The organism is Planotetraspora silvatica (genome assembly GCF_016863315.1).
GTDB lineage: Bacteria > Actinomycetota > Actinomycetes > Streptosporangiales > Streptosporangiaceae > Planotetraspora > Planotetraspora silvatica.
The window spans coordinates 38,518-61,004 of sequence record NZ_BOOQ01000046.1 but is presented as its reverse complement, the minus strand read 5'-3'; the positions used below and the strand labels follow the sequence as shown (position 1 = coordinate 61,004).

At 67.4% G+C, this 22,487-nt stretch carries 26 protein-coding genes and 1 pseudogene; 7 read left to right on the top strand and 20 right to left on the bottom strand.

Annotated features, from left to right (window positions below):
- Positions 1-3: 3 nt before the first annotated feature.
- The 8 genes and pseudogenes from Psi02_RS30970 to Psi02_RS30935 all read right to left on the bottom strand — a co-directional run bounded on the left by Psi02_RS30970 (position 4) and on the right by Psi02_RS30935 (position 4,066).
- Positions 4-354: a GNAT family N-acetyltransferase gene (locus Psi02_RS30970; RefSeq protein ID WP_203979378.1), complete on the bottom strand. Its 351-nt coding sequence runs from the start codon at positions 352-354 to the stop codon at positions 4-6.
- Between the two features lie 449 nt (positions 355-803).
- Positions 804-1,082, bottom strand: coding sequence for a hypothetical protein (locus tag Psi02_RS30965; protein ID WP_203979377.1), 279 nt, complete (start codon positions 1,080-1,082; stop codon positions 804-806).
- A gap of 124 nt (positions 1,083-1,206) precedes the next feature.
- Complete coding sequence (locus tag Psi02_RS30960) at positions 1,207-1,476, bottom strand: peptide-methionine (S)-S-oxide reductase (RefSeq protein WP_203979376.1); 270 nt, start codon at positions 1,474-1,476, stop codon at positions 1,207-1,209.
- Positions 1,473-2,195 (bottom strand): RibD family protein, encoded by a 723-nt coding sequence (locus Psi02_RS30955; RefSeq protein WP_203979375.1) that lies wholly within the window; start codon positions 2,193-2,195, stop codon positions 1,473-1,475. Before Psi02_RS30955 ends, Psi02_RS30960 begins: the two co-directional genes overlap by 4 nt.
- A 13-nt stretch (positions 2,196-2,208) precedes the next feature.
- The gene (gene ribA / locus Psi02_RS30950; protein WP_239095305.1) at positions 2,209-3,006 is read right to left on the bottom strand and encodes a GTP cyclohydrolase II RibA; all 798 of its coding nucleotides are present in this window, start codon (positions 3,004-3,006) and stop codon (positions 2,209-2,211) included.
- 152 nt (positions 3,007-3,158) lie between these two features.
- Positions 3,159-3,371: pseudogene (locus Psi02_RS30945) on the bottom strand (SDR family oxidoreductase); the annotation flags it as partial.
- Positions 3,372-3,436: 65 nt separating this feature from the next.
- Positions 3,437-3,616: a Rossmann-fold NAD(P)-binding domain-containing protein gene (locus Psi02_RS30940; protein ID WP_203979373.1), complete on the bottom strand. Its 180-nt coding sequence runs from the start codon at positions 3,614-3,616 to the stop codon at positions 3,437-3,439.
- A 150-nt stretch (positions 3,617-3,766) separates the two neighbouring features.
- Entirely contained in the window at positions 3,767-4,066 is a 300-nt protein-coding gene (locus Psi02_RS30935; protein WP_203979372.1) for a hypothetical protein, read from the bottom strand.
- Positions 4,067-4,412: 346 nt separating this feature from the next.
- Here Psi02_RS30935 and Psi02_RS30930 point away from each other — a divergent pair, with 346 nt between their 5' ends.
- Positions 4,413-6,065: an ATP-binding protein gene (locus tag Psi02_RS30930; protein WP_203979371.1), complete on the top strand. Its 1,653-nt coding sequence runs from the start codon at positions 4,413-4,415 to the stop codon at positions 6,063-6,065.
- A gap of 35 nt (positions 6,066-6,100) precedes the next feature.
- Here the strand turns inward: Psi02_RS30930 and Psi02_RS30925 are convergent, their stop codons facing one another.
- Positions 6,101-6,334, bottom strand: a complete 234-nt coding sequence (locus tag Psi02_RS30925; protein WP_203979370.1) for a hypothetical protein — start codon at positions 6,332-6,334, stop codon at positions 6,101-6,103.
- An 820-nt stretch (positions 6,335-7,154) separates the two neighbouring features.
- Between Psi02_RS30925 and Psi02_RS30920 the strand changes: the two genes are divergently transcribed.
- Complete coding sequence (locus tag Psi02_RS30920) at positions 7,155-7,751, top strand: Clp protease N-terminal domain-containing protein (RefSeq protein ID WP_203979369.1); 597 nt, start codon at positions 7,155-7,157, stop codon at positions 7,749-7,751.
- Positions 7,752-8,036: 285 nt separating this feature from the next.
- On the opposite strand, the gene Psi02_RS30915 is transcribed toward Psi02_RS30920, so the two are convergent.
- On the bottom strand, positions 8,037-9,200 hold the full coding sequence (locus Psi02_RS30915; RefSeq protein WP_203979368.1) for an acyl-CoA dehydrogenase family protein: 1,164 nt from the start codon (positions 9,198-9,200) through the stop codon (positions 8,037-8,039).
- A gap of 49 nt (positions 9,201-9,249) precedes the next feature.
- Positions 9,250-10,542, bottom strand: coding sequence for an acetyl-CoA hydrolase/transferase family protein (locus tag Psi02_RS30910; protein ID WP_203979367.1), 1,293 nt, complete (start codon positions 10,540-10,542; stop codon positions 9,250-9,252).
- A gap of 149 nt (positions 10,543-10,691) precedes the next feature.
- On the opposite strand from Psi02_RS30910, the gene Psi02_RS30905 reads away from it, so the two are divergent.
- Together Psi02_RS30905 and Psi02_RS30900 are read left to right on the top strand one after the other, a co-directional pair.
- Positions 10,692-10,868 (top strand): hypothetical protein, encoded by a 177-nt coding sequence (locus tag Psi02_RS30905; RefSeq protein ID WP_203979366.1) that lies wholly within the window; start codon positions 10,692-10,694, stop codon positions 10,866-10,868.
- A gap of 277 nt (positions 10,869-11,145) precedes the next feature.
- A complete protein-coding gene (locus Psi02_RS30900) occupies positions 11,146-11,493 on the top strand; it encodes a GNAT family N-acetyltransferase (RefSeq protein ID WP_203979365.1) in 348 nt (115 codons plus the stop codon).
- A gap of 280 nt (positions 11,494-11,773) precedes the next feature.
- Here the strand turns inward: Psi02_RS30900 and Psi02_RS30895 are convergent, their stop codons facing one another.
- Complete coding sequence (locus Psi02_RS30895) at positions 11,774-12,211, bottom strand: hypothetical protein (protein WP_203979364.1); 438 nt, start codon at positions 12,209-12,211, stop codon at positions 11,774-11,776.
- A 170-nt stretch (positions 12,212-12,381) separates the two neighbouring features.
- Positions 12,382-13,107, bottom strand: coding sequence for an SDR family oxidoreductase (locus Psi02_RS30890; RefSeq protein ID WP_203979363.1), 726 nt, complete (start codon positions 13,105-13,107; stop codon positions 12,382-12,384).
- Positions 13,108-13,241: 134 nt separating this feature from the next.
- Between Psi02_RS30890 and Psi02_RS30885 the strand changes: the two genes are divergently transcribed.
- Positions 13,242-13,706, top strand: a complete 465-nt coding sequence (locus tag Psi02_RS30885) for a MerR family transcriptional regulator (RefSeq protein ID WP_203979362.1) — start codon at positions 13,242-13,244, stop codon at positions 13,704-13,706.
- Positions 13,707-13,883: 177 nt separating this feature from the next.
- Here the strand turns inward: Psi02_RS30885 and Psi02_RS30880 are convergent, their stop codons facing one another.
- Both Psi02_RS30880 and Psi02_RS30875 read right to left on the bottom strand, forming a co-directional pair.
- Positions 13,884-14,972 (bottom strand): quinone oxidoreductase family protein, encoded by a 1,089-nt coding sequence (locus tag Psi02_RS30880; protein WP_203979361.1) that lies wholly within the window; start codon positions 14,970-14,972, stop codon positions 13,884-13,886.
- A 15-nt stretch (positions 14,973-14,987) separates the two neighbouring features.
- Positions 14,988-15,542 carry a DUF302 domain-containing protein gene (locus Psi02_RS30875; protein ID WP_203979360.1) on the bottom strand — a complete coding sequence of 185 codons (555 nt, stop codon included), beginning with the start codon at positions 15,540-15,542 and terminating at the stop codon, positions 14,988-14,990.
- A gap of 445 nt (positions 15,543-15,987) precedes the next feature.
- Here Psi02_RS30875 and Psi02_RS30870 point away from each other — a divergent pair, with 445 nt between their 5' ends.
- The gene (locus Psi02_RS30870) at positions 15,988-16,485 is read left to right on the top strand and encodes a winged helix-turn-helix transcriptional regulator (RefSeq protein ID WP_203979359.1); all 498 of its coding nucleotides are present in this window, start codon (positions 15,988-15,990) and stop codon (positions 16,483-16,485) included.
- A 282-nt stretch (positions 16,486-16,767) separates the two neighbouring features.
- Here the strand turns inward: Psi02_RS30870 and Psi02_RS30865 are convergent, their stop codons facing one another.
- Positions 16,768-17,655 carry an NmrA family NAD(P)-binding protein gene (locus Psi02_RS30865; protein ID WP_203979358.1) on the bottom strand — a complete coding sequence of 296 codons (888 nt, stop codon included), beginning with the start codon at positions 17,653-17,655 and terminating at the stop codon, positions 16,768-16,770.
- A 346-nt stretch (positions 17,656-18,001) separates the two neighbouring features.
- On the opposite strand from Psi02_RS30865, the gene Psi02_RS30860 reads away from it, so the two are divergent.
- A complete protein-coding gene (locus Psi02_RS30860) occupies positions 18,002-18,571 on the top strand; it encodes a TetR/AcrR family transcriptional regulator (protein ID WP_203979357.1) in 570 nt (189 codons plus the stop codon).
- A 775-nt stretch (positions 18,572-19,346) separates the two neighbouring features.
- On the opposite strand, the gene Psi02_RS30855 is transcribed toward Psi02_RS30860, so the two are convergent.
- From Psi02_RS30855 to Psi02_RS30840, 4 genes are all read right to left on the bottom strand, one after another.
- Entirely contained in the window at positions 19,347-19,520 is a 174-nt protein-coding gene (locus Psi02_RS30855) for a hypothetical protein (RefSeq protein WP_203979356.1), read from the bottom strand.
- Between the two features lie 8 nt (positions 19,521-19,528).
- Positions 19,529-19,819 carry a DUF6247 family protein gene (locus Psi02_RS30850; protein WP_203979355.1) on the bottom strand — a complete coding sequence of 97 codons (291 nt, stop codon included), beginning with the start codon at positions 19,817-19,819 and terminating at the stop codon, positions 19,529-19,531.
- Positions 19,820-20,108: 289 nt separating this feature from the next.
- On the bottom strand, positions 20,109-21,317 hold the full coding sequence (locus Psi02_RS30845) for a vWA domain-containing protein (RefSeq protein ID WP_203979354.1): 1,209 nt from the start codon (positions 21,315-21,317) through the stop codon (positions 20,109-20,111).
- Positions 21,317-22,480, bottom strand: coding sequence for an AAA family ATPase (locus Psi02_RS30840; RefSeq protein ID WP_239095304.1), 1,164 nt, complete (start codon positions 22,478-22,480; stop codon positions 21,317-21,319). The genes Psi02_RS30845 and Psi02_RS30840 overlap by 1 nt, the downstream gene beginning before the upstream one ends.
- Positions 22,481-22,487 lie beyond the last annotated feature (7 nt).

The following is a 22,487-nucleotide window of genomic DNA, read 5'->3' as shown; positions in this document are numbered from 1 at the left end:
ATGTCAGCGCCCGCTGTTGGTGTCTCGCGCGGTGCGAGTGGCGATGAAAGCCGAGCGGCTGATGTCGACGGCGTCGTTGAACTCGGGGTGGTTTTGGACGTAGTCGGCAACGAACCCGCAGTAGATGCCAACCTTGGTCTGACTTTGGCTCAGGTCTTCCAGGGCGTAGCGCGCCAGTGCCGAAGCGACGCCTCGATGCCGTTGATCTCGGTCCACGTAGGAGTGCGTGAGCAAGACTCGTCCGCCGGTCGTCTCGTAAGCCAGATTACCGACGACCTGGCCATCGATCAGTGCCTCGTAAAGGCGGGTGGTCTCATCCTTGCGCACCTCAACGGCGGCCGGTGATGGCTTCATGCTCTCTTCTCGCCTCGTTCTCTCCAGTCGGTGGGTCTAGCCAGCACCCGCAAGAGCGTCGCGGACTATGCAGTCCAATTTATAACACCCCTGCTGTGCTCCTAGAGCGTCCGAACGCCATACTTGGACTTCGGCGTCCAAAACGGGGATCGCCCGAACGCACGCCGCAGATACACGTTGAAGGAGTGGGCCGATGAGCAGTGAAGAACAGGCACCGGCTGCCGAGGACCTGATTGACAACACCAGCCAAGGCCGCTTGGAGCTCTACCGGGACGGCGAACTGGTCGGCTGGCTCTACTACACCCATCTGAAGCCCAACCGGTACGCCCTCCAGCACACCGAAGTCGAGCCCAGCCATCAACACCAAGGTGTCGCGGGCGCGAGTTACCGGCTTGCCGGCGCGGCGTCCGGGGTCTGGAACCCGCCTCTCGTGGGTCCTCGCCAGCGTGCTACGGCGGGGCGGGCTGAGAAGAGGCTGGGCCTTGGAGCGCCGATAGCAGGCCCTCCAAGGCTTGGGCGCATGGACCGCAAGCCAGAAAGTGCGCATGAACGCCCGGGAACCGCTCGCTCGGGTCGTTGCCCGCAGCAAGCAGCTCCGCGTAGACGTCCAGCATCTCCATGGCTTCGTCGCAGCCGGCGTCGCGCGGATCGGTCTGGAGAAAGGCGTCCAGTCGAGCCCAGTGATCACTCCGCTGATCGCCGGATGCGTTCTGCGCTTCGTTATCCACGCGTCCACCTTGGATGATTCACGCCTTGGATGCCTAGCCAGAGTGTCCCGCCGACGAGAAGCACTCCCCATCTTCTTGGAGTCGAGGGGTCTGCTCCTGGCCTGGCCGTGGGCAATTCGCTCTATCAGCCGGCATGTTCTTGGTGGGGCAGCTGCCCCGGAGGTCGGACGTAGTGGCACGTGTAGCCGTTGGGATGCTTGATCAAGTAGTCCTGGTGCTCGGGCTCTGCCTCCCAGGCCGTCCCGATAGGGGTTACCTCCGTAACGACCTTGCTGGGCCACAGACCGCTGGTGTCGCTGCGCTCCACGACGTTGCCCGGCTCGAGCGGGATGGTGAAACTGGGCCAGCCCGTGTGACTGTCGATCGACGCCGCGCGGGAGGCGCTCGGGTTCATCCCGCGGCATTCCTGGCGTCACCACGTGTGACGCCGGCCGAACGCTCCTTGGGGAAGTAGCGCAGCAGCACGACGTCGCCGACCAGGCGGGCCTCCACCAACCTCATCCGGACGAGCGAGCCGCCCGGATACGCGGCGGGTCCCAGAAAGCGCGGCGCGTCCGCCTGGCCGACCAGGAGGGGCGCCACGGCCAGGTGCATCTCGTCGGCGAGGTTCCCCGACATCAGCTGGGTGTGCACCGAGCCGCCGCCCTCGACCATGAGGCGGCGGACTCCACGTCTGCCCAGCTCGTCGAGGACCTGCGGCCAGTCGACGGCGGGGCCCGTGCTCACCACGTCGGCGAGCGGGCCGAGCGTGGCCCGCACCCGCGCCAGCGCGGAGTCGACGGTGACGACAAGCTTCGCGCCGCCGCAGTGCCACAGGGCCAGTGACGGGTCCAGGTCGCCGGAGCCGGTGACCACCACCTTCATGGGGTGCTCGGACAGGCCTCGCGCCAGGCGGGCGGCCCTCCGCTCCGCCGAGCCGACCAGCAGCCGCGGGTTGTCGCGGCGCACGGCCGTGGCCCCGAGGAGGATGGCGTCGACGTCGGCGCGCACCGCGTCGACCCGGTCGAAGTCCTCGCCGCTGGACAACAGGAGCCGCTCGGGGCCGGCGTCGTCGAGGTAGCCGTCGACGCTCACCGCGGCGGACAGCAGCACGTACGGCCGCGTGGTGGCCATCAGGACTCCCCAGCTAGCTCGCGAGTTCGGTCAGGGCGATGGTGTGGCCCGTACGGTCGACCTTGGCGCGCAGATAGCGCATGTTGTGGTCGGTGGCGAAGACGCCCGTGCGCACACGCCGGCGCACCGTGACGCCGAGGGCGGACAGCTGACGCTCCTTGTCGGGATTGTTGGACAGCAGGTCGACGCTGCCGATCCCGAGCGCGCCGAGCATCTGCGCGGCGACGGTGTAGTCCCGCCCGTCCTCCGGCAGCCCGAGCGCGGCGTTCGCGGCGTAGGTGTCCAGGCCGTCGTCCTGCAGGGCGTAGGCGTCCAGCTTGTTGTACAGGCCGATCCCCCGGCCCTCCTGACGCAGGTAGAGCAGCACCCCTTCCGCCGCGGAGAGCCGCTCGACGGCCTCGCGCAGCTGCGGGCCGCAGTCGCAGCGTGCCGAGCCGAAGACGTCGCCGGTGAGGCATTCGGAGTGCAGGCGCACCAGCGGTGACGCGCCCGCGCCCGGCTCACCGAAGACGAGCGCCATGTGCTCGCCGTCGTCGGCCAGACCGCGGAAGGTCACGGCCTCGGCCACCGCGCTGAACCCGTCGCCGAACCGCAGGGGCACACGCACCCGGGTTCGTACGACGACGTCCGCGTTGTGGACCGACGCGAAGAGCGGTTCGCCTGGGACCACATCGACGTAGATGCCCGGCTCCTTTGAGTTCCGGAACTCGTTTTCGAAGGGCGGCTCGGTGACGTCGTCCTGGGTGACCGCCCGCGGTCGTGGCCCCAGTCGCTCGACTGCCTCGGGCGTGCGTTCATTTGTCTGTGCCATGGTTCTAGCTCCTCGCTGTGAGGTTTGACTTCTCGTGTTATTTGCCAAGGAGTCCGTGCTGTGCCCGGACCTCACGTGGCAGGGGATCTCTTTGAGGCCTGATTCCGGCCCGCCATGACGCCGCCGTCGACGTTGAGGATCGCGGCGGTGACTCAGCCGGCATCGTCGAAGAGCAGGTAAGTCACCGCAGAGGCGATGTCCTTGGGCGTTCCCACAGGGCCGAGGGAGTGGAAGCCGTTGAAGGTGTTGAGCGTGGCCTCGAGCTGGTCCTTGGGTACGAACGCCTCGTACAAGGGGATCGCGACAACGGCAGGCGCCACGGCGTTGACGCGGATCTTGTGCTCCGCGAGCTCCATGGCCAGGTCGTGGGTGAGCGCATGCCTCGGGTGACGGTCTGGGTGAGGAAGAAGGCTGACCTGGCGAGCTCGAGTTAGGTGTCGTAGTCGGCGCCCTCGTAGTCGAGGAAAGCCTTGGGGATGAAGAAGCCGGCTGAGTTCACCAGGAGGGTGGTGTCAGCGTGCTCGGCCGCCAGCGTGTCCTGAACCCGCCTGACGTCGTCGCGGTTGGCAAGATCGGCAGTGATGCCCCATGCCTCCCCGTTCTGGGACAAGGTGTTGACGGTGTCGCCACGCGGGCCTGGTCGCGGCCGATGATGACGGCCGAGCCGCCGGCCGCGATGGCGTCTTCAGCACTCTGCCGTCCCATGCCGCTGCTGCCGCCGACGGCGATCAGTTTGCGGCCTTCGAACGCCCATACTTCTTCACTCCTTTGCGATGCTGCTCGTGCCGCAGTTGGCGTCTGAACTCGAGATCCTGCCGGGTATGTCTTGGTGAGTGACAGGCTCGCGGCAGGTCTTACCTGCCAGAAGGCAACCTTCCTGATCGTGCCTCCTGACCAGGGCAAGGACCTCGACGACATTTGCGCGCATCTGCCGGCCGCCCACCCAGTCGTCGGCGAGAGACGCCAGCGCATGCACGCCGGCCAGGCGCACCGCGGCGGAGTCGGACCCGAGCATCTCCCTGGCCTTGTAGAACCGCTCGGCAAATAGCTTGGACTGCACAGTCCACGGTCAACTCCCTGGTCGTCCTGCCCGTGGCCCTGCCCAACCCCCCCGGGCATCGCCGCAGTGGTGGTCGTTGCCCAGACCCTGGTCGAGGTGGTCGGCATGGTGATCTACGTCCAGGCGGTGCCCCGACTGTCGCCCGCCCACTGACCTCGGTCCCGCCTCAGTCAGCCGTGCCCGGGTCGGCGCCGTACAGCTCGAACGGGGACACTCCTCGTGGGTCGAGAACGATCTATGAAGGATCTCCCCGGCGCACACGGCAGTCCCTTTCGGAATACATAGCCTTAAGGCATTATTCGCCGTTTGGGCGGATTGGGCAGGTGGTGGGTAAGGGGGAACCGCCATGGCAGCCAGCGACGGGCTCGAGGACTGGGCGGGGTATGGGTTCAGCGAGGACCTCGTCAGAGCCTTGTTCCACGGTCTGCGCGTGGGTCTGTACGTGGTCGACCAAATGGGGAAGATCCTCCTGGTCAATCCGTATGCCGAGAGGCTGCTCGATCGTCCCGCACGGCAGTTGATCGGGGTCGACCCCCACGACCTGCTGCACCGCAACGCCGACGGAAGCCCGATCCCCCGGGAGGACTGCCAGATTCTGGCCGCGTTTGCCGAAGGGGTGTACGTCCGCAGCGAGGAGGCGTGGTTCACTCGCGGATCCGGAGACCTGGTCCCGGTGGGCGTGATGGCGGCCCCGCTCCCGTTGGGCGGGAAGAAGGACATGGGCTCGGTGGTCCTGTTTTACGACCTGTCGCGGCACAAGGCCGTGGAACACAAGCAGGCGGCCGCTCTGGCGGCACTGGAGAAGCTGACCGACCGGTTGTCGCTGATGGCCGAGATCAGCACCGTGCTGGCCTCCACCCTGAAGGTGGATGAGGCGCTGCGGCGGCTGTCGCGTCTGGTGGTGCCCCGGCTGGCCGACTGGGCGATGATCGACCTGCTCGGCCCCAGCGGTGACGGGGTGAACAGGGTGGCGGTCGTGGTCAAACAGGACCGGAGCGGTGTCGAGTGCAAGCAGTGGGAGGGGCCGCTTCCGGCGTTTCCAGGGACCTCCCAGGTGCCGATGGCGCGAGTGCTGCGCGGCGGCCCCGCGGTGCTGTTCGGCCCAGAGGATCTGGCCGAGCAAATTGACCCGGAGGAGTACAGCGTCCAGCGGCGGCGGCCATACGAGGAGTTGGGTGCCCATTCGGTCATCGTCGCGCCGCTGCGTACGCCGCGCCGGGTGCTGGGTGCGCTCACCCTGGCCCGCTACGCAACCTCCCCGGTGTACGACTCGGCCGATCTATCCCTTATCGGCGACATCGCCAGCCGGGCTGGGCTCGCCGTGGACAACGCGGACATGTTCGAGGAGCAACGTCGGTTCGCCTCCTCCACCTCTCACGAGCTCAGAACGCCGCTTGCCGGTCTCCGCGCCCGGCTCGAGGAGGCGGTGCTCTACCCCGCCGACGTCGACCCGCACGTGACCATCAGGGAGGCGCTGACGGTCACCGATCGGCTGGAGACGATCATCGACGACCTGCTGGTGTCGGCCCGACTCCGTGCCGGAGGGCCGGCCGCGTACGAGCCGATCGACGTCGGCGCGCTGGTGGCGAAGGAGGTGGCGGCCATGGCGGGTGGCGTCCCGGTACACGTCGACGCGGGCCGGGATGTGAACGTTCTGGGCAACCGGATTCAGCTGATCCGGGTCATCGACAACCTCCTGGTCAACGCCCGGCGGCACGCGGACGAAAGGGTCGAGGTCACGGTGGCACGAGTGGAGGGCTCGGCCGTCATCACCGTGTGTGATGACGGTGCTGGAATCGAGTCGCAGGACCGAGAGCGCGTCTTCGAGCGCTTCGTCCGACTGGACGAGGGCCGGAGCCGGGAGCCGGGAGGTAGCGGGCTCGGCCTGGCCATCTCGCGCGACATCGCCCACGCCCACAACGGGACCCTCTCGATCGAAGACTCAACGCGTGGTGCCCGGTTCGTCCTCCGACTTCCGCTGACAGACAGGCGTCCGTAGCCTTCGCGGGCCACCGGCCGTCCTCGAGCGGCGGCTCAGGCGTGGGTCGCCTTCGGACGACACGACTTCCGGCGCTGGTCTCCAGCGGTCTGGCGACGAAGGGAAGCAGCCCCCTGGTTGTAGACATACCCGAGTGCCTCCATCGACTCGAACACCCGCTCGAGCACCAGGCCGGCGAGCAGCACGACCCCGAGCACGAGGGGGATCAGCGTGCCACACGACACCCAGCCGTACGGCTCGGCCTGCACGATGGCGTAGACGACGAGCATGACGCCGGCGGTGACAGGATGGCGCCGAGGCGGCGCGCGGCAATCCGACAGCGCGCGAGGCGCCGCCTGAGCCAACGGCTCATCGCGTCCTTCAGAGAGGGCGCCGACCTCTCGCATGGCGACAGATGGGAAGCCGACAGGCAAGGAGAAGGACAGCAAGGCGTTACAAGGGGCAAGGAGTGCCCGTCACCCCCCGATAACGGGCACTCCTTGTGCCCCCGGTGAAACCACGGAGACAACCCGGCAGGGAATGCGTCGCCAGGCCTGCGCAGGCTCCTCCTCCGAGAGAGAGCCGCGGACCGAACGCTAGCAATTTTCGCAGGTCAAGCGGCGGAAGCACGCCGCGTAGCGCATCGGCGCCGGGGTCCCCCTACTTCGCCCGGTCTCGACCTGCGGTTTCCTAGTCTGCTCGCGTGACGCTGCGCATGGTCGGCCTGCACGGGTACGAGGTCGAGGCGATCAATCTCAACGGCCGCCGGTAATTCCGCATCCCCCAGAACGTCGGCATGCACCCGGATGCGATCAGGCGTCGCTTGGCCGAGCGCGAGCAGCGGGAGAAGCGGCACCTCCACTGAGGGCTCGCCTCTCAGCGCGCAGGAGTCGCATCATCGTGCCACGCGCGCAGACCGACGACGGCGCATAGACTCCACACCAGAGGCGGTTGAACGTTCCGCCCGCTCCGAGCCGTAGGTGCCTACGCCACCCGGCGAAGAGGACAAGGTCCACCGGATCAGCGTTCCTACTCCTCACGAAAAGTCTTCCCTCAGCGGACATGGTTCCCGGCGGGGTGCGTAGGACGCCGCCCGAGAGGATAGAGACCGTGGTCAAGGACTCCGCCCGCAAGAAGGCCATCAGAGAGCACATGGCGAACACGGGCAAGAGCTACACCGACGCCGCCCGCGACCTGGATCAGCAAGCCGACGCCAGGCAACCGCAGGTGGTCACCTTCGACTGGTTCAGCAGCCAGGCGCGCCACGTAGTCGATCTGGCACGCGAACATGCCCGAACCCACAGGCACAGCGCGCTCGGCACCGAGCACCTGCTGCTGGGGCTCCTCGACGACGGGGCGGGCGGCCTGGCCTTCGAAATCCTGGACGATCTGGCCGGCAGCGTGGAGGCCGTCGAATCAGCCATCACCACCGCCATGCCCCAGGGTGAGACCAGCGCATCGCAGGAGGTTGCCTTCAGCGATCACGCCGCGTTCGTACTGGCCAAGGGCGCGCCGCGACAGGCGAACAAGACTGGACACGGCTACGTCGGATCCGAGCACATCCTGCTCGCCCTGCTCGCCGTTCACGACTGCCGTGCCTGCCAGATCCTCACCAGTCTGGGGATCTCTTACAACCCCATCAGAACCGAGATCGTCGATCGACTGAAGGCCATGGGGGTGCTCAGCCGCTACCACAACCCTCGCTGACGTGCCCTTTGGGGAATTAAGCGACCTCCGGGCAGGCCACCCTGCCCGGAGAAGCGGGCGAATCGTGATCATCCGTAGAACGGAAGGCCCCTGGGCGGGGGCTTACGCTTTTGCCCTCGCCTGACTGCGGTTTCCCACCATGCCGCATGCCACTAAGGATGGTCGGTATACCCGATCACGGCGCGTTGCCCTCGGCGTACTGCCTTGGGGAGCCGGCCGGCACAGCCGGGCGGCCTGGGCCTTCGCCTTGGCGAGCCGGTCGCGGCCACGCGAGCCCGGCGGATCCTAGGCGAACGCAGGCAGGCCCGTGATGGCCTTGCCCATGATCAGCGTGTGGATTTCATCGGTTCCCTCGTAGGTGCGGACGGCCTCGAGGTTGCACGCGTGCCGCAGGGGCGAGTAGTCGAGCGTGATGCCGTTGCCGCCGAAGATCATGCGGGCCTCCCGGCAGACCTCGATGGCCTCGCGGACGTTGTTCAGCTTGCCGAACGAGATCTGCTCGTGCCGCAGCACGCCGGCGTCCTTCAACCTGCCGGTGTGCAACGCCACCAACGTCCCCTTCTGGATCTCCAGCACCATGTCGACGAGCTTCTGCTGGGTGAGTTGGAACGCACCGATCGGTTCGCCGAACTGGTGGCGTTCCAGTGCGTAGTTGAGCGCCGCCTCGTACGCGTCGCGGGCCGCGCCCATGGCGCCCCACATGATCCCGTATCGCGCCTCGTTGAGACAGGTGAAGGGGGCCCGCAGGCCGTGGGCGTCCGGCAGGACGGCCTCGTCCCCGAGGCGTATGTCGGTCAGGGAGATCTCGGCCTGGATCGAGGCGCGCATGCCCAGCTTGGGCTCGATCGGCATGGCGGTGAATCCGGCCGTGCCGGTGGGGACGAGGAAGCCACGGAGGCCCTCGTCCGTCTTGGCCCAGATGACCGCCACATTGGCGATCGTGGCCAGCCCGATCCACCGCTTGGCGCCGTTGAGCACCCAGCCGTCGCCGTCCCGCTCGGCCGTGGTGCGCATCTCGGCGGGGTCGCTGCCCGCTTCCGGCTCGGTCAGGCCGAAGCAACCGATCAGATCACCGGCGGCCATGCCGGGCAGCCACCGCTGCTTCTGCTCTTCGGAGCCGAACCTGTGGATCGCCGTCATGGCGAGCGACCCCTGGACGCTGGAGAACGTGCGTATGCCGGAGTCACCGGCCTCCAGTTCCATACAGGCCAGGCCGTACTCGACGGCGCTGCGGCCGGCGCATCCGTAGCCCGTCAGGTGCATGCCGAGCAGGCCGAGCGCGCCCATCTCCTGCGCGATCTCCCTCGGGAAGTACGCGTCTTCGTACCACCGCCTGATGTTCGGTGTGATCCGGGCGCGCACGAATTCGCGGACCTGGTCGCGCAGCTTCAGTTCCTCCGCGGAGAACAGGCTATCGAGATCGAGGTAATCCGCTGACAGATCCGGCATGTCGGCCTCCTTGCCCCGGGATGGTGCCGTGCGTCGTGACGAGTCCTTCTCAATGCAGGAGCCCGGCCGTACGGGCATCGTGGCGGAGCCGGTCGCGGTGGTCGGGATGGGCGATCCGGATCAGCGCCTCGGCGCGCTGGGAGAGGCTGCGTCCTCGCAGGTGGGCCACGCCGTACTCGGTGACGACATGGTCGGCCGTGTTCTTCAGGCTGGTCACCGCGCTGCCCGGAGTGAGAGTGGCGGTGATCCGGCTGATGCCGCTGCTGGTGGTCGCGTGCGTCACCAGGAAGCCCTTGCCGCCCTCGGAGTACAGGGCGCCGCGTGCGAAGTCGGCCTGGCCGCCGGAGCCCGACCAGTACCGGCCGGCGATGGTCTCGCTCGCCGCCTGCCCCATCAGGTCAACCTCGCTAGTGGCGTTGATCGAGATCATGTTGGGCTGCTGAGCGATGACGCGCGGGTCGTTGACCCGCTCTACCGGCAACAGCGCCACGGACGGGTTGTCGTCGATCCAGTCGAACAGGCGGCGTGTCCCCAGGCAGAGTGTGGCCACGTGCTTGTTGCGATGTCGGCGCTTGGTTCCACCGGTCAGCGCGCCCGCCTCTTCGAGATCCACCATTCCGTCGACCAGCAGTTCGCTGTGGACGCCGAGATTGCGATGATCGCGTAGCGCGGGCGACAGGGCGCTGGGAACCCGGCCGATCCCGATCTGCAGGCAGGCCCCGTCGGGGATCCGATCGGCGATGAACTCGGCGATCCGCCGGTCGCGCTCGTCCGGGACGGCCGACCTCATCTCGGACAGCGGGTAGTCCGCCGTGCACCAGCCGGCGACCTGGGACATGTGCACCTGGTTCTCGCCGTAGCTGCGCGGCATCTGGGGATTGGCTTCAAGGAAGAACGGGACTTCACCGATGAACGAGGCGACGTAGTCGGCGTTGGTGCCGAGGCTGAAGTACCCGTGCTGGTCAGGCGGGGCGGCGGCAGCCAGGACGATCACGTGCTTGGTCGTTCGGCGCAGCAGCAGCGGCACCTCGCTGAAGTGCGCAGGGACCAGTTCGACCGTGCCGGCCGCGTACGCGTCACGCGATCCCGGCCCGAGGAAGGCCGTGATGTGCTCCAGCCGACCCGGATACGCCCCCTCGATGTAGCGGCGCCGGCGCGACGGGTCCATCTGATGTATGCGCACGCCCTCAAGCTCGTTCGCGTGCGTTTCCAGAGTGTCGATCAGCGTCTGCGGCTCACCGCACTGCGGCGGCACGATGAGGTCGGTGCCTGGCGCCACCAGGGGCAGCACGTCCTCCTGACGCCCCGGCCGCACCATCGCGGCCTGCCCGCGCTCCGTCATCATGTACCCCCTTTGGGTCATGACCGTGTCTGGGGCACGCACCTCAGCCTATGGCGAGTCACGGCAAACCTTCGTCAAGCGCCAGCATGCGCTTGATGAACCACCGAGGCCGCACGCCGACAGGCGGCTCAACACCGCCTACTTCCCCGGTGGCGCGCTGGGCAGCGGCCGCCCTGCACGCCGTCGGACGGCTGGCCGCCGAATACACCCTGGTGAGCTATACCTTCCTCCCTCCACTCGACCCCGGCGTGCTCGCCGCTCACCTCGGTCGGCGCGTGCAGCGCCTGGACAGCGAGAGCGACGACTTCTCGAGGACCCGTGGGTGAAGTAACGGGGGAAGCCGACCGCGACGCCCCGCCACGTCCTGTTCGAACGGCAGGTAATGCCGACGCCCAAACCTTTCTGAGAGTGAACATGAACCCAGCTCATGCAGCCCTGCCTACGAGAATTCCCGATGACATCGCGACTGGTGAATGCCACGCTCGTGGTGTGGAACATGTGTCGATCCGCCCAGCCCGGCTAGAGGACCTCCCGTTCCTTGATGAGCTGGTCCTGCGGTCGAAGTCGCATTGGGTGGGCGGGCGCGTGGAGGAGGTTCCCGCCGTGACGCCGAAGCTCACAGCAGGGGACATCGCGTCTCGCCATGCCACGGTTGCGGAGAAAGACGGCATCCCTATCGGCTTCTACACACTCAACGAACACGAGGACTACCTGGGAATCGGTCTGCTGTTCGTTGATCGGTACATCATCGGCACGGGGGTCGGACGCCTGCTGTGGTGTCACCTGGTCCAGCACGCGGTCTCACTGGGCGCGCGTCTGCTCGGCGTCGGCGCGGAGCCGCGTGCCGAGGGCTTCTACCAGCGGATGGGCATGGTCAGCCGGCACGAGATCGATCACAACGGTGAGCGCCTGATCTGGATGACGGGCGAAATCGGCAAAGTTGCGAGCTGACTAGGACACGAGCCCGCTCCCTGACCCCGACGAATTTACGGTGGTACCCACAAAACGAGGCATCGTCGCGCTGGTTCTGGCCCAGTGTGCCGTGCCCGCTACCGCTCCGCAGTGGGTCGACGGCAGGTGGACAGGGGCAGAAGCTGTGGCTGATCTTCCTTGGCATGCGCGCGATGCGGACGAGTTCGCGCGCCACCAGAGAGGATCAGCGTCCGGCGAAGCTATCGAGATCAGCGGTCGAACTCTTGGCATGGATCTCGCAGTCATTTAGCCCGGCTGGTCAACTCAATTGGCTTAACAGCCATATGAACCATGCGATGAACAGCACCCCGCCGGCGAGAGTCAGGTAGCTGAGTAAGACGCCGCAGAATGCGATACGCGAGCCTCGCCCGTAGGTCCACCTGAGTTTGTGCTGGGCGATATGACCGCTGACAATTCCCAGCACGCTCAGCCCCGGGAACAGCAAGGGGAATACCACAGGAACCAGCAGCTGCCTGATGGCTTCTGTGATCGAGTCGACGTCCATGAACAACAAGATCACTATGCCCGGAAACGGAAGGAGGCTGCACAGCCCGCTCACGAAGGAGGCCACGGCCAAAGCATTGATATTGGATAGCGCGGTATCGCGACCGGAACTGTCGTCAGGATCATTCATTGCCGATTCACCTATCGGCGATCGCATCTCCATGACAGTGAGTGTCTGCTGCCCCACCTCCATCGTCCTGAGTACAAGACGCACATTTTCCTGAGTACCGCGATGAGAGCCTGGGGCACCGCCCCGCGTGCCCGTTGCGTGCCCGTACGGTCGGCAAGCAGCGGGGAATGACGGGGACTCACGGTCACTCGACCGGCATACGCGAGCGGTATATCCCACTCCGACCGAGCTGCTCAACTCGCACCGAGCAACTCGGTGATCTGTGCGTAGAACGCGGCGGGGTCGCCGACGAGCGACGCCTTCACCATTGCGGTCCAGTCATCGACGATCACCTCGATCGAGCCGGCGGCCAGGCCGTCGAGCGAGCGGCGCGGCACCTCGCGGGGATCGATCTTGGGTCCGTCGTATCCGGCCATGATGTCCGTGTCGGCGGCGCCGAGGAGGACGCCTTGGACGAGCGTGCCCTGATCCGCGAGCTCGAGACGGACGCCGTTCGACATGTTCCACTCCGCAGCCTTGGCAGCCGAGTACGAGCCGGTGCCCGGGCCGGCGAACCACGACAGCGCCGACAGGACGTTCACGATTGCACCTCCGCCGTTGGCCGCGAGGACGGGGCTGAATTCGCGGATCACGTCGAGCGTGCCCCAGAAGTGCGTGTCCATCTCGCGGTGGACCTCGTCCAGGTCACCCGTGACGAGGGCGGCACCGGTCGCGATGCCGGCGTTGTTGACGAGGAGGGTCACATCCCGCGCGGTCGCCGCTGCCGCGAGGACGGACTCGTGGTCGACAATGTCGAGTCGCAGCGGCACCACCCGGGTGTCGTCGAAGTCGAGGCTCTCGGGGCGGCGAGCCGTCGCGTAGACCTTGCTCGCCCCGCGCTCGAGCAGTTCGAGCACGAACTGACGGCCGATACCGCGGTTGGCTCCGGTGACGAGGGCGATCTGGTCGGTGACGTTCATGGGTTCCTTGCTTCCTGCGTAGGTCTCTCGGGTTCGGCGAGCCGCATCCGGCCCGGCATCGGCTACCGTAAAACCTCACATTGACGTCAAGGGCAAGTCGAGAACCGCGAAGCCGGAATCAGGGGAGGGCGCAGATGCGGATAGGCGAGATCGCACACCAGGCGGGGGTCAGCACCAGAGCTCTCCGGTACTACGAAGAGCAGGGTCTGCTCACCCCGGAACGCACCGCCAGCGGCCAGCGAACCTACCCCGAGTCAGCCGTCGAACGTGTCCGGCTGATCCAGCAGTTCTTCACCGCCGGCCTGCCGAGCCGGACCATCCTGCAGCTACTGCCCTGCGTCGATACCGGGCAGGCCTCCCCCAAGGCCTTCGAGCTGCTGGCATCGGAGCGCAACCGCATCACCGCCGCCATGGCCGACCTTGCTGCCGCACGCGACGCTCTCGACCGCATGATCGACATCGCGAACCATCCAACTCCCGAACACTGCCCTGCCCTCCGTGAGCCCGCCTGGGCGCCGTACAACCCTGCCGACGCAACGCGGACTGCACCTCACCCAACTGCGGCTCGCGATGAGTCAGCCACGCTCATCACCATGTGACCGTGGCACAGCGGAGACCAGGCCCGCCTTGTCGCAGCCCCCACCCGGCGCACTCTGCGCGTACGCCGGGACGACTGACGGCAGCAGATAGAAGCTCGCCGAGGAGCCGACGACCGTCACAAAGCGCAACAGCGGGGAAGTCGACCCTGCGCTGTAGGGCTCGTGAGCGCTCCCCCCTCACGTCCCCGCGGCCAGATCGCGATCCACGATCACCGCGATCTTGCCTAGCGCTCCGCCGCCCTCCTTCAGCGACCGCAGTCCGGTGCTGATCGCCTCGACGGTGCTGTCGACGGTCTGGCTGACGTGCGGGACCACGAGCCCCTTCGCCGCCCACTCCATCGCCAGGTCCATCCCGCGCTGGAGGAAGCCACGCGCCTCGCCGTCGAGCATGGCGGGTTCGGAGAAGTAGCGCAGCAGGTTGACGTTGACATGCCTGGCTCCGCGCCCGGCCAGGGTGGCGTCCACCGGGCTGTGCGTCTCGGCCAGGCGGGTCGTCCTGCCGGGGCCGACACCGAGCACGATCCAGCTGCCACCCCGCCGGACGGTCTTCGCGGTCTCGGCGAAGCTCTGCTCGTTGTAGGTGGCGTCGAAGACCAGGTCGACTCCCCGGCCGTGCGTCAACTCCGCGATCTCGACTGCGACGTCGTCACGCTTGTAGTCGAAGACGAAGTGCGCGCCGGACTGCCGGGCCAGCGTGATCGACTGCGGCCTGCCACCACTGCTGATCACCGTCCCGGCGTCCAGGGCACGTGCCGCCATCTGGACGGCCAGATGACCGACACCGCCCCCGCCGCCCGGTACGTAGACCGTGGCACCGGCCTGGACGGCCCCGTAGAGACCCGCGAAAGCCGAGAGGAAGCACATGGGAAGCGCCGCCGCGTCACGGAAGCTCACGGACGTCGGCTTGCGGACGGTGAGGAAGCACGGTGCGACGGCGTAGGAGCCGCCGTCGCCACCCGTCGCGGCCCAGCCCCCGTCACCGTTCAGGCCGGCCATGGCGGCCACCTCGTCACCGACGGCCACGCCCTCCACGTCACGGCCCACGGCGGCCACCACGCCGGCGAGGTCGAAACCGAGCACGACGGGAGGCGTCCGTCCCATGAAGTTGAGGTCGGCCAGCTTGTACTCCAGCGGGTTGAGCGACGAAGCGGCGACGCGGATCAGCACCTCGTCGGCCGTCGGCCGCGGGACGGGAACGCGTACTGCCTCAAGTGGCAGCCCGGCGCGGTCCCTCGTGTAACCGACACCGAGAAACGTCTGCTTCATGTCCGCCACCCACCTCTACCTCGTACGGGCGTCCGCCGGGACGAGCCGTTCCGGCACGGGCACGCCGAGGTAGTCGAGGAGGGCGGCAACCTTCCGGTCGAGTTCGACGCCGACGGCCGCTATCTCGGGATCGCCGAAGGAGGCGAACTGCGCGCTCGGCTGGTCGAAGGCGAAGCGCGTCACCCCACGGGCGTCCTCGTAGACCGTGGTGCGCAGAGGCGCGTAGAGCAGGACACCGGGATCGTGGTGGAACATGCGCTGGGCGATGGTGTGGTTGCCCATCAGGTACTGCACGCTGTGCCACCGGTCACCGGAGCCTTGCATGATCGCCGTGTTGTCCAATCTCCAGAAGATCATGAAACCGTGAGGCGCGTTTTCCCCTGCGGCTCGCAGGACGGCGTCCCAGTCGGAACCGGAATGACGCAGGCGTTCGTACTCCGCCATGTCGAGCGGCGGCACCGCCCGCTCGTAGCTCTCCCGGAAGGCCGCGAATGGCATGCCTGTATCCACGGTCAGCCGGTGGACCTCGCGCGCGACGTCCTGGACAGGGTGGGTCTTGATAGCCGTCATGGTGATTCCCCCTTCACCAGTGCGGCCGGTCCGGCATCCCGCTCCGTGGGCGGGACCGGGACATGGGCGTCGCCGTACTGTAGGGCGCCGTTCTCGGCGTCTGCCGCAGGACAGCTCCGGCCGACCAGCCTGACTTTCAAAACGAAAGCTATTTCTACCTGCGACGTTACGTCTTCGGCTTGTCAGATGCAAGCCAGGCTGTGCGGAGCGACCGAGGCGGCCGCCTGACACCGAACCGGCCGCCCCAGGCGACCACACCGTGGCGAACGACACTCGACGTCAAAGGACACACCGCCTGAAGGGAATGATGAGGCGGTCGCGCGGTGAGTGGCGTGACGCCGCATGCCAGGTCGAAGCGCCATGGGGCGAGGGGCCGACCCCCTTCCGGCCTCCCGAGCTAGACTTGCTTAATGAAAGCCAGTGTTGGGCTCGAGAGGAGGCTGATGTGACAACAGCGCGACAGGTGTCCGTTCCCTGCCCGATCGGCCGCGCCGCCGGCCTGCTGGGCGAGCGGTGGACGCTGCTCATCCTGCGTAACGCCAACCTGGGCACCACCCGCTTCGACGCCTTCCGCGCGGAGCTCGGCATCGCCGACAACATCCTGTCCAACAGGCTCGCCCGGCTGGTCGAGGCCGGGGTGCTCATGCGGGTGCCGTACCACGACGGGGGGCGCACCCGGCAGGAGTACCGGCTCACGACTGCGGGGGCCGAGGTGCTGCCGGTGCTGCACGCTCTGGCCGTCTGGGGCGAGGAGCACACCAAGCCGGCCGAGCCGACCGGCTCGATGCAGGTGATCCACCAGCGGTGCGGCCAGGTCACGACCCCGGGCAGGGTGTGTGACGGCTGCGGCGAGCTCGTCCGGCGCGAGGAGGAGGCGTGGGTACGGCCATGGCTCTCCCCCGACCCGATCATCCTGGCCAGCCCGGTCACCACCGGCACCTGACCCCCGGGCGCCCGCCCGACCAGCGGCGGCTCCGTGTCATGGACGTGCCGCCGTGGTGAACGCGCACGTGATCGCCACCATGCTCCGGCCCCTGGTGGTCATCGCGTTCGCCATCGGGGTCGCGTTACTGATGGGTTCAGCCCATACCTTCCGCAAGACCGTCGCCACTGAACCGCGCCGAACCTCTCGGCCCGTAGGCAAGCTCCGAGGCGGCCGTGACGCTGCCTTGTCCATCTCGGTCATGATCACGGCCATACCCCGGCCCCGAGCCCTAGGGGGAAGTCAGTTTGCCGACTTGGTGTAGTCGAGCTCGAACAGGGAGCGGTTCTCGTTGATGAACTCCTCGACCGTCACCAGCGGCTGGCCGTTGATGCTCGGGGCCGCTTCGCTGACACCTGCCAGACGCCCCTCCTGCTGGTCGATGGTGACCGCCTCGAAGTGCTTGAGCTTGGCGGTGTCGTTCTCAAGACCGATCAACTCAAGGAACCTGGTCACGGTGACCTGCTCGAAGGGAAGGTCCTTGCCCAGCACGCGGCTCACCTCGGCCGCGAGCTCCTGGTGGCTGTATTCCACCGGGCCTGTGAGCGTGTAGATCTGGCCGCCGTGCTTCTCGGGCGAGGCGAAGACGTTGGCGGCGGTCAGTGCGATGTCACGGCCGGCGATCGGAGCGAAGCGGCTGTCCCCATTGAAGGGCATCACGTAGCGGCCATAGCGGATGAGCCCGGAGATGTAGAGGAGCCACTGCATGAAGAACGTGATCCGCAGGTGAGTGGTCGGGACGCCGGACCAGTCGAAGACCTGCTCGGACAGCCAGTGGTTCTGGGTGGCCTTGCTGCGCGCGTAGGGGCGCGACTGAATCTGCGACATGTTCACGATGAGCTCGAGATTCTGCTCCTTTGCGGCTTGCGCGAACATGACGGCCGCCTCCACCAGGCCGTCCCCCAGCGGGTAGTTGAAGTAGGCACGCTGGACCCCCTCCAGGGCCGTACGCACGTCGCGGAAGTTGAGGAGGTCACCGAAGACGACCTCGGCGCCCGCCTCGCGCAGTTCCTGTGCCCGTGCATCGTCACTGCGGACCATGGCGCGGACGTTGAAGCCGTCCTTGAGCAGGTAGTCGACCATCGGCCGGCCGGTGCTGCCGTTGGCGGTGGTGATCAGAATCGTGGTCATCTCATCTCTTCTTTCACTGCGCAGAGCGCCCCGGGTGCGCCGAGTCCGCGAGATCGCTCGCGGGCCCAGGCCCGGCTGAAGAGAGGATCGCGGCCGGACTGCGCCGCCCTGGAACCAATAGGGGCGACGGGCCCACGAGCGGCCGTCCGCCACCCCTCCGGCATCAGCTGTGTCAGGGCGGCAGAGCCTGGGATCACATTTAGATTATGACTGGCATCTAAATGATGTCAAGCTCGTCACGCTGCGTGAAACTCGGCACACCTAGAGAAAGCGGACCTTCCGCATGAAGTACGGTCGGCTACGATAGATATCGTTGAAACTCTAAATGGAGAGCAGGTGTCCCCCAGTGAGCCGTGTGTCCCAAGCCCAGGCCCTGGAGAACCGGGCCAGCGCCGTCGCGGAGGCTGCGCGCCTGTTCCGCGAGCGCGGCGTGCAGGAAGTCAGCGTCGCCGATGTCATGAAGGCCATCGGCCTGACCCCTGGCGGGTTCTACAAGCAGTTCGGCTCCAAGGAAGCGCTCGTGGCCGAAGCAACCATTCGCGCGTTCGAGGAACGTAGTGCATACCTGGCCGGCTTGAGCGGAGCCCACCCCGACGCCACGACGGCACGCAAGGCACTCCTGGACGAGTACCTCTCGCCCGACCACAGGGACGACCCCGGGACCGGCTGCGCCGCCGCGGGCCTTGCCGGCGATATCGCAAAGACGGATGACGACGACATGGGCCCCCGTGAGACCTACGCCGACGGCGTGCGAGAGTTCGCCGACTGGCTGTCGGACACCGACCGCGAGGACGGCCTGGCCGCGACCGCCACCCTCGTCGGAGCCATTCTCCTGGCCCGTGCCACCGCGGGCACGGACCTGTCCGAGGACATCCTCGCTGCCGCCCGCCACTCACTGGAGGCGCAGCTTTCCTGAGACGGCCGCACTTCATGGCGACGCTCAGCAAGAGATCCTCGAGATCGAACTGACGAGTGCGGTCAACTACGCGCGATCCGGGCTGTGGCCGGGAGCGACCATAGAAGCCCTCGTCGGCTGGGCACGAACTTCCCGTAACCCCGCGACGTTCGAGCCCCACCCGTGCGATTGCTGTGGACGCACCAGCCGTCAATTCCTCGGCGAGATTCTTGAGATGCTGTCGTCCGTGTGTACCCAATCTCCCCGGTCGACCGAATACGTCGGTCCGCTACGCCCACAACGTGCGAAGGCAGGCCGATCAACCTGATACCCGGACCTTTCCGCGCGCGTCGACGTTCCGATCGAACACGGTGGTCCGCCGTCCCCACGCAACCGGGTGCCGGGAGTGAGCGGCTCAGTGACGGTCCAGGGCGGCAGGTGACGTCTGGTCCCACGGACCAACCACGGTCCAGACGACGAAAGGCCAGACCCCGCTGGCGCGGTATCTGACCTCTGAACTGCGGAAACGTGGTGGGCGATACTGGGATCGAACCAGTGGCCGCTTCGGTGTGAAACACCTGAGTGAGACCGCCCACGTGGGTCGAAAGCCGACCTGACCTGCGATTACGATCCACGGGCGTCCGCCTCCATCTGAGGACGTCCGTCGCCGTTGTCACTCAAATAGTCGCTCATATCGAGAGTGGGCCGGGAGGGATAGCGTTGCTCGATCCCTCCGTCAGCCCGCCCACGTCACATTGAAGATGGTGATCAGCTCGTCGGCCTCATCGACCTTGAATTACAGAACGCCGAAATCACCGAAGGTCGTCATACGGAAATCGGGATCATCCTTGTACAGGACCCACGCGTCCCAGGGCTTCTCGACGAGATCCACCGTCCGGGAGATCAACGCGTCGAGCGCTTCATCGGGAAGGCCCTTCATCTGGGACAGCGCCGCCACGTGGAGATCCACGCGGTAACTCATCGACGGTCGGCCCATCCAGGGAAGGCATCCTCCATCGACACGAACTCCTCGCGCCGACCCTCACGAACCGCCCGCTCCGCCGTGTCGAAATCGGGATCGGAGACCGCAGCCGCGTGCAGCCGCCACACGCGCAGAAGCTCCCGCAGTTGCTGGAACCGCCAGACCTCGTGGGCCGCGTCCAAGGCACTGTGATACTCGCTCAGGAACTGCTCATGCCACCGCTCCGGCAGCGCACGCAAGATCTCCGCCGGGTCATCCTCGGCGTGATGCAGCGGCTCAGCAGTCATGCCATCAGGCTACCGCCGCCTCCCACGGCGGCCTCCGGATATCCACAACGCCGAATTGGTCATCAGCATCAGCGAGACTGTCGGTATGCACGAGCACGATCATGCATCCGCACAAAGAACACGCCCGCACCTGAAACGGTAGTCACCCAGAGCATGCGAAAGGCCGCTGCCATCCGAGAGGGAACGGCCTCTGAACTGCGACAACATGGTGGGCGATACTGAGATCGAACCAGTGACCTTTCGGTGTCTATACCCGAAGGCCTGATCAGGAGTGTCAACGAGGTATTGACTAGCCGATGTCGACCACCCGTGCCCATGAGGGCGGGATGTCCGGCACGTAGTCGGGATCGCTCTCGTACGACCGCCTGGTCCGGGAAAACAGCCCCACCACCATGCGGGCCGTCGGCCGTTCCTGCGGCCACGGGGTCTGTCCGTCGGTCAGGACCACGATGACGTCCGGCCGCGGGCTCGCCCGCAGCGCCTTGGCGATGCCCGCACGCAGGTCCGTACCGCCACCGCCCACCAGCGTCATCCCCTCGGCCCGGCACAGCTGTTGCGCGACCCGGGCGGCCGCGTCGCAGGACAGAACGCTGACCAGGTCGCGCCGGCCGCCCACGGCGCGGACGATCGCGGCGACCTCCAGCAACGCGCTTCCCAGTTCGGCGTCGCTGACCGACGCGGAGGTGTCGATGACCACGCTGATCCGCGGCGGCCTGCGCCGCAGGCTCGGCAGGATGACGCCCGTCAGGCTGGCCGAGCGCCGCGGCGGCCTGCCATAGGTGTAGTCCTCGCCCACGCCGGGTCCTGACACCGCTGAGCGGATGGCTGTGCCGAGCAGTTCCCGCCACGGCTGCGGCGGGTGGAATGCCTCCTCCGCCCACCGCCGCCATCCCTTCGGCACATTCCCCGGATGGGCGTTAATGCCCTGCGCCACCCGGAACCGGACCGCCTCCCGCTCGTGGTCGCTGAGCCCGTTCGCGCCCTCCAGTCCGAGATCCCACTCCCGCTCGAGTCCGTCGGCGCCGCTGCCGCAGTCCAGCCAGATCAGATCCTGCGTGTACGGGCCCAGCCGGAACTGGCGCAGATAGTCCTCCATGAGCTCGCCTTCGTGCAGCCCCAGCATCTTCGGTTGGACGGCGCCACCAGGCCAGGCCAGCCCGTCACCGTACACGTCGTCGTTGATCTCGAGGTCAGCGGCGATGTTCATCCGCAGCCGCTCTCCCCGTCCCGTCAGCTCCCGCTGCCGGGCGACCCGGTCGCTGCGGCCGTGATGGTCGCGCAGCAGGTGGGAGACCTCGTGCACCCACACGCTCGCCAGCTCCTCAACGGGGGTCCGCACGACGAATGCCGGTGAGATGTAACAACGCCAGTGCCGATCCACGGCCATCGTGGGCACTAACCGCGACTCCACCGGATGCAGCGCGAACAGCGCCGTCGCCAGATAGGGCCGGGCCCGCGCGGCGTACAGCCGGGCGGTGAAGAGCTTCTCAAAGTCCATCAGCCCGTCACCCGCGCCGCGATCGCATCCGCCTTCCTGCTCAAGGAGACCACCCCGGCAAGCCTCTCGATCGTGGCCGGGACCTCCCAGTCCGCGCGGCGCAGCGCGGCGAGCGTGGAAGCGGGCACGACCACCAGGTCCGGCGCACCGGTCTCCAACGCTCGCGCCAGCAGCGCCCATGCTGCGTCCCACCGGCCCTTATCCGGCCGCTTCCGCACGGCCGCGACCACACCGTCAAGTACGGCCTGGCGCAGGTCACCCCGCTGGGGCAGCTCGGCCGTCGCCGGGTCGGCCAGCAGCGCCTCGGGGTCGGGAAGGTCCATCCGGTCCATGGCGGCAAGCAGCTCCAGCCCAGGCCCGTCTCCCACCGCGCCCCTGACCAGCATGGACAGCACGTCCTTGGACGCGGCGGCCGCGGCGGCGAAGGCGGTCAGGCACAACGCCATCTCCCAGCTGCGAGGTGAGGGCCACGGGCCACCCCGGTGTGCCTCATTGTTCGGCAGCCGGTGCACGAGCTCGGGGCGGGCGGTGAGGAGCCCGCACACCGCACGCCGGGCGAACGTCACCGCCTCGGACAGCCGCTCCGGGTCGAGCCACGGCAGGCTCGCGCGCGGCCAGGTCCCGCCGAGGCCGCGTACGACGACATCGTGATCGTGACGCCATTGCAGGTGGACGAACCGGTTCGCGAGCGGCGGGCTCAGCTCCCAGCCATCAGCGGCAGAGGAACGCGGGTTGGCGGCCGCCACGATCCGGACACCTGCCGGGAGCCGCAGGGCCCCGACCCGCCGTTCCAGAACCAGGCGGAGCAGGGCGGCCTGTACGGCGGGCGGTGCCGTGGACAGCTCGTCTAGGAAGAGCAGCCCCCGGCCCGCGCGAGCCAGACGTACGGCCCAATCCGGCGGCGCCATCGGGACGCCCTGCGCGGCGGGGTCGTCACCGACCACCGGAAGGCCGGAGAAGTCGGACGGCTCGTGCACGCTGGCGATTACCGTCGTGAGCGGCAGGTTGAGTGCCTCAGAGAGTTGCTGCAGCGCCGCGGTCTTGCCGATCCCCGGCTCCCCCCACAGCAGGACGGGCAGGTCGGCCGCCACGGCCAGGGTCAGGGCCTCCAACTGCGTGTCGGTACGTGGCTCCGTGGTGGTGTCGCGGAGCAGGGTCAGCAAATCGCCG

Coding starts and splice junctions, on each gene's coding strand:
- Psi02_RS30970 (WP_203979378.1), bottom strand. CDS start 354: ATGAAGCCATCACCGGCCGCCGTTGAGGTGCGCAAGGATGAGACCACC.
- Psi02_RS30960 (WP_203979376.1), bottom strand. CDS start 1,476: ATGAACCCGAGCGCCTCCCGCGCGGCGTCGATCGACAGTCACACGGGC.
- Psi02_RS30955 (WP_203979375.1), bottom strand. CDS start 2,195: ATGGCCACCACGCGGCCGTACGTGCTGCTGTCCGCCGCGGTGAGCGTC.
- ribA (WP_239095305.1), bottom strand. CDS start 3,006: ATGGCACAGACAAATGAACGCACGCCCGAGGCAGTCGAGCGACTGGGG.
- Psi02_RS30930 (WP_203979371.1), top strand. CDS start 4,413: ATGGCAGCCAGCGACGGGCTCGAGGACTGGGCGGGGTATGGGTTCAGC.
- Psi02_RS30925 (WP_203979370.1), bottom strand. CDS start 6,334: ATGCTCGTCGTCTACGCCATCGTGCAGGCCGAGCCGTACGGCTGGGTG.
- Psi02_RS30915 (WP_203979368.1), bottom strand. CDS start 9,200: ATGCCGGATCTGTCAGCGGATTACCTCGATCTCGATAGCCTGTTCTCC.
- Psi02_RS30910 (WP_203979367.1), bottom strand. CDS start 10,542: ATGACGGAGCGCGGGCAGGCCGCGATGGTGCGGCCGGGGCGTCAGGAG.
- Psi02_RS30895 (WP_203979364.1), bottom strand. CDS start 12,211: ATGGAGGTGGGGCAGCAGACACTCACTGTCATGGAGATGCGATCGCCG.
- Psi02_RS30890 (WP_203979363.1), bottom strand. CDS start 13,107: ATGAACGTCACCGACCAGATCGCCCTCGTCACCGGAGCCAACCGCGGT.
- Psi02_RS30885 (WP_203979362.1), top strand. CDS start 13,242: ATGCGGATAGGCGAGATCGCACACCAGGCGGGGGTCAGCACCAGAGCT.
- Psi02_RS30880 (WP_203979361.1), bottom strand. CDS start 14,972: ATGAAGCAGACGTTTCTCGGTGTCGGTTACACGAGGGACCGCGCCGGG.
- Psi02_RS30875 (WP_203979360.1), bottom strand. CDS start 15,542: ATGACGGCTATCAAGACCCACCCTGTCCAGGACGTCGCGCGCGAGGTC.
- Psi02_RS30865 (WP_203979358.1), bottom strand. CDS start 17,655: ATGACCACGATTCTGATCACCACCGCCAACGGCAGCACCGGCCGGCCG.
- Psi02_RS30850 (WP_203979355.1), bottom strand. CDS start 19,819: ATGACTGCTGAGCCGCTGCATCACGCCGAGGATGACCCGGCGGAGATC.
- Psi02_RS30845 (WP_203979354.1), bottom strand. CDS start 21,317: ATGGACTTTGAGAAGCTCTTCACCGCCCGGCTGTACGCCGCGCGGGCC.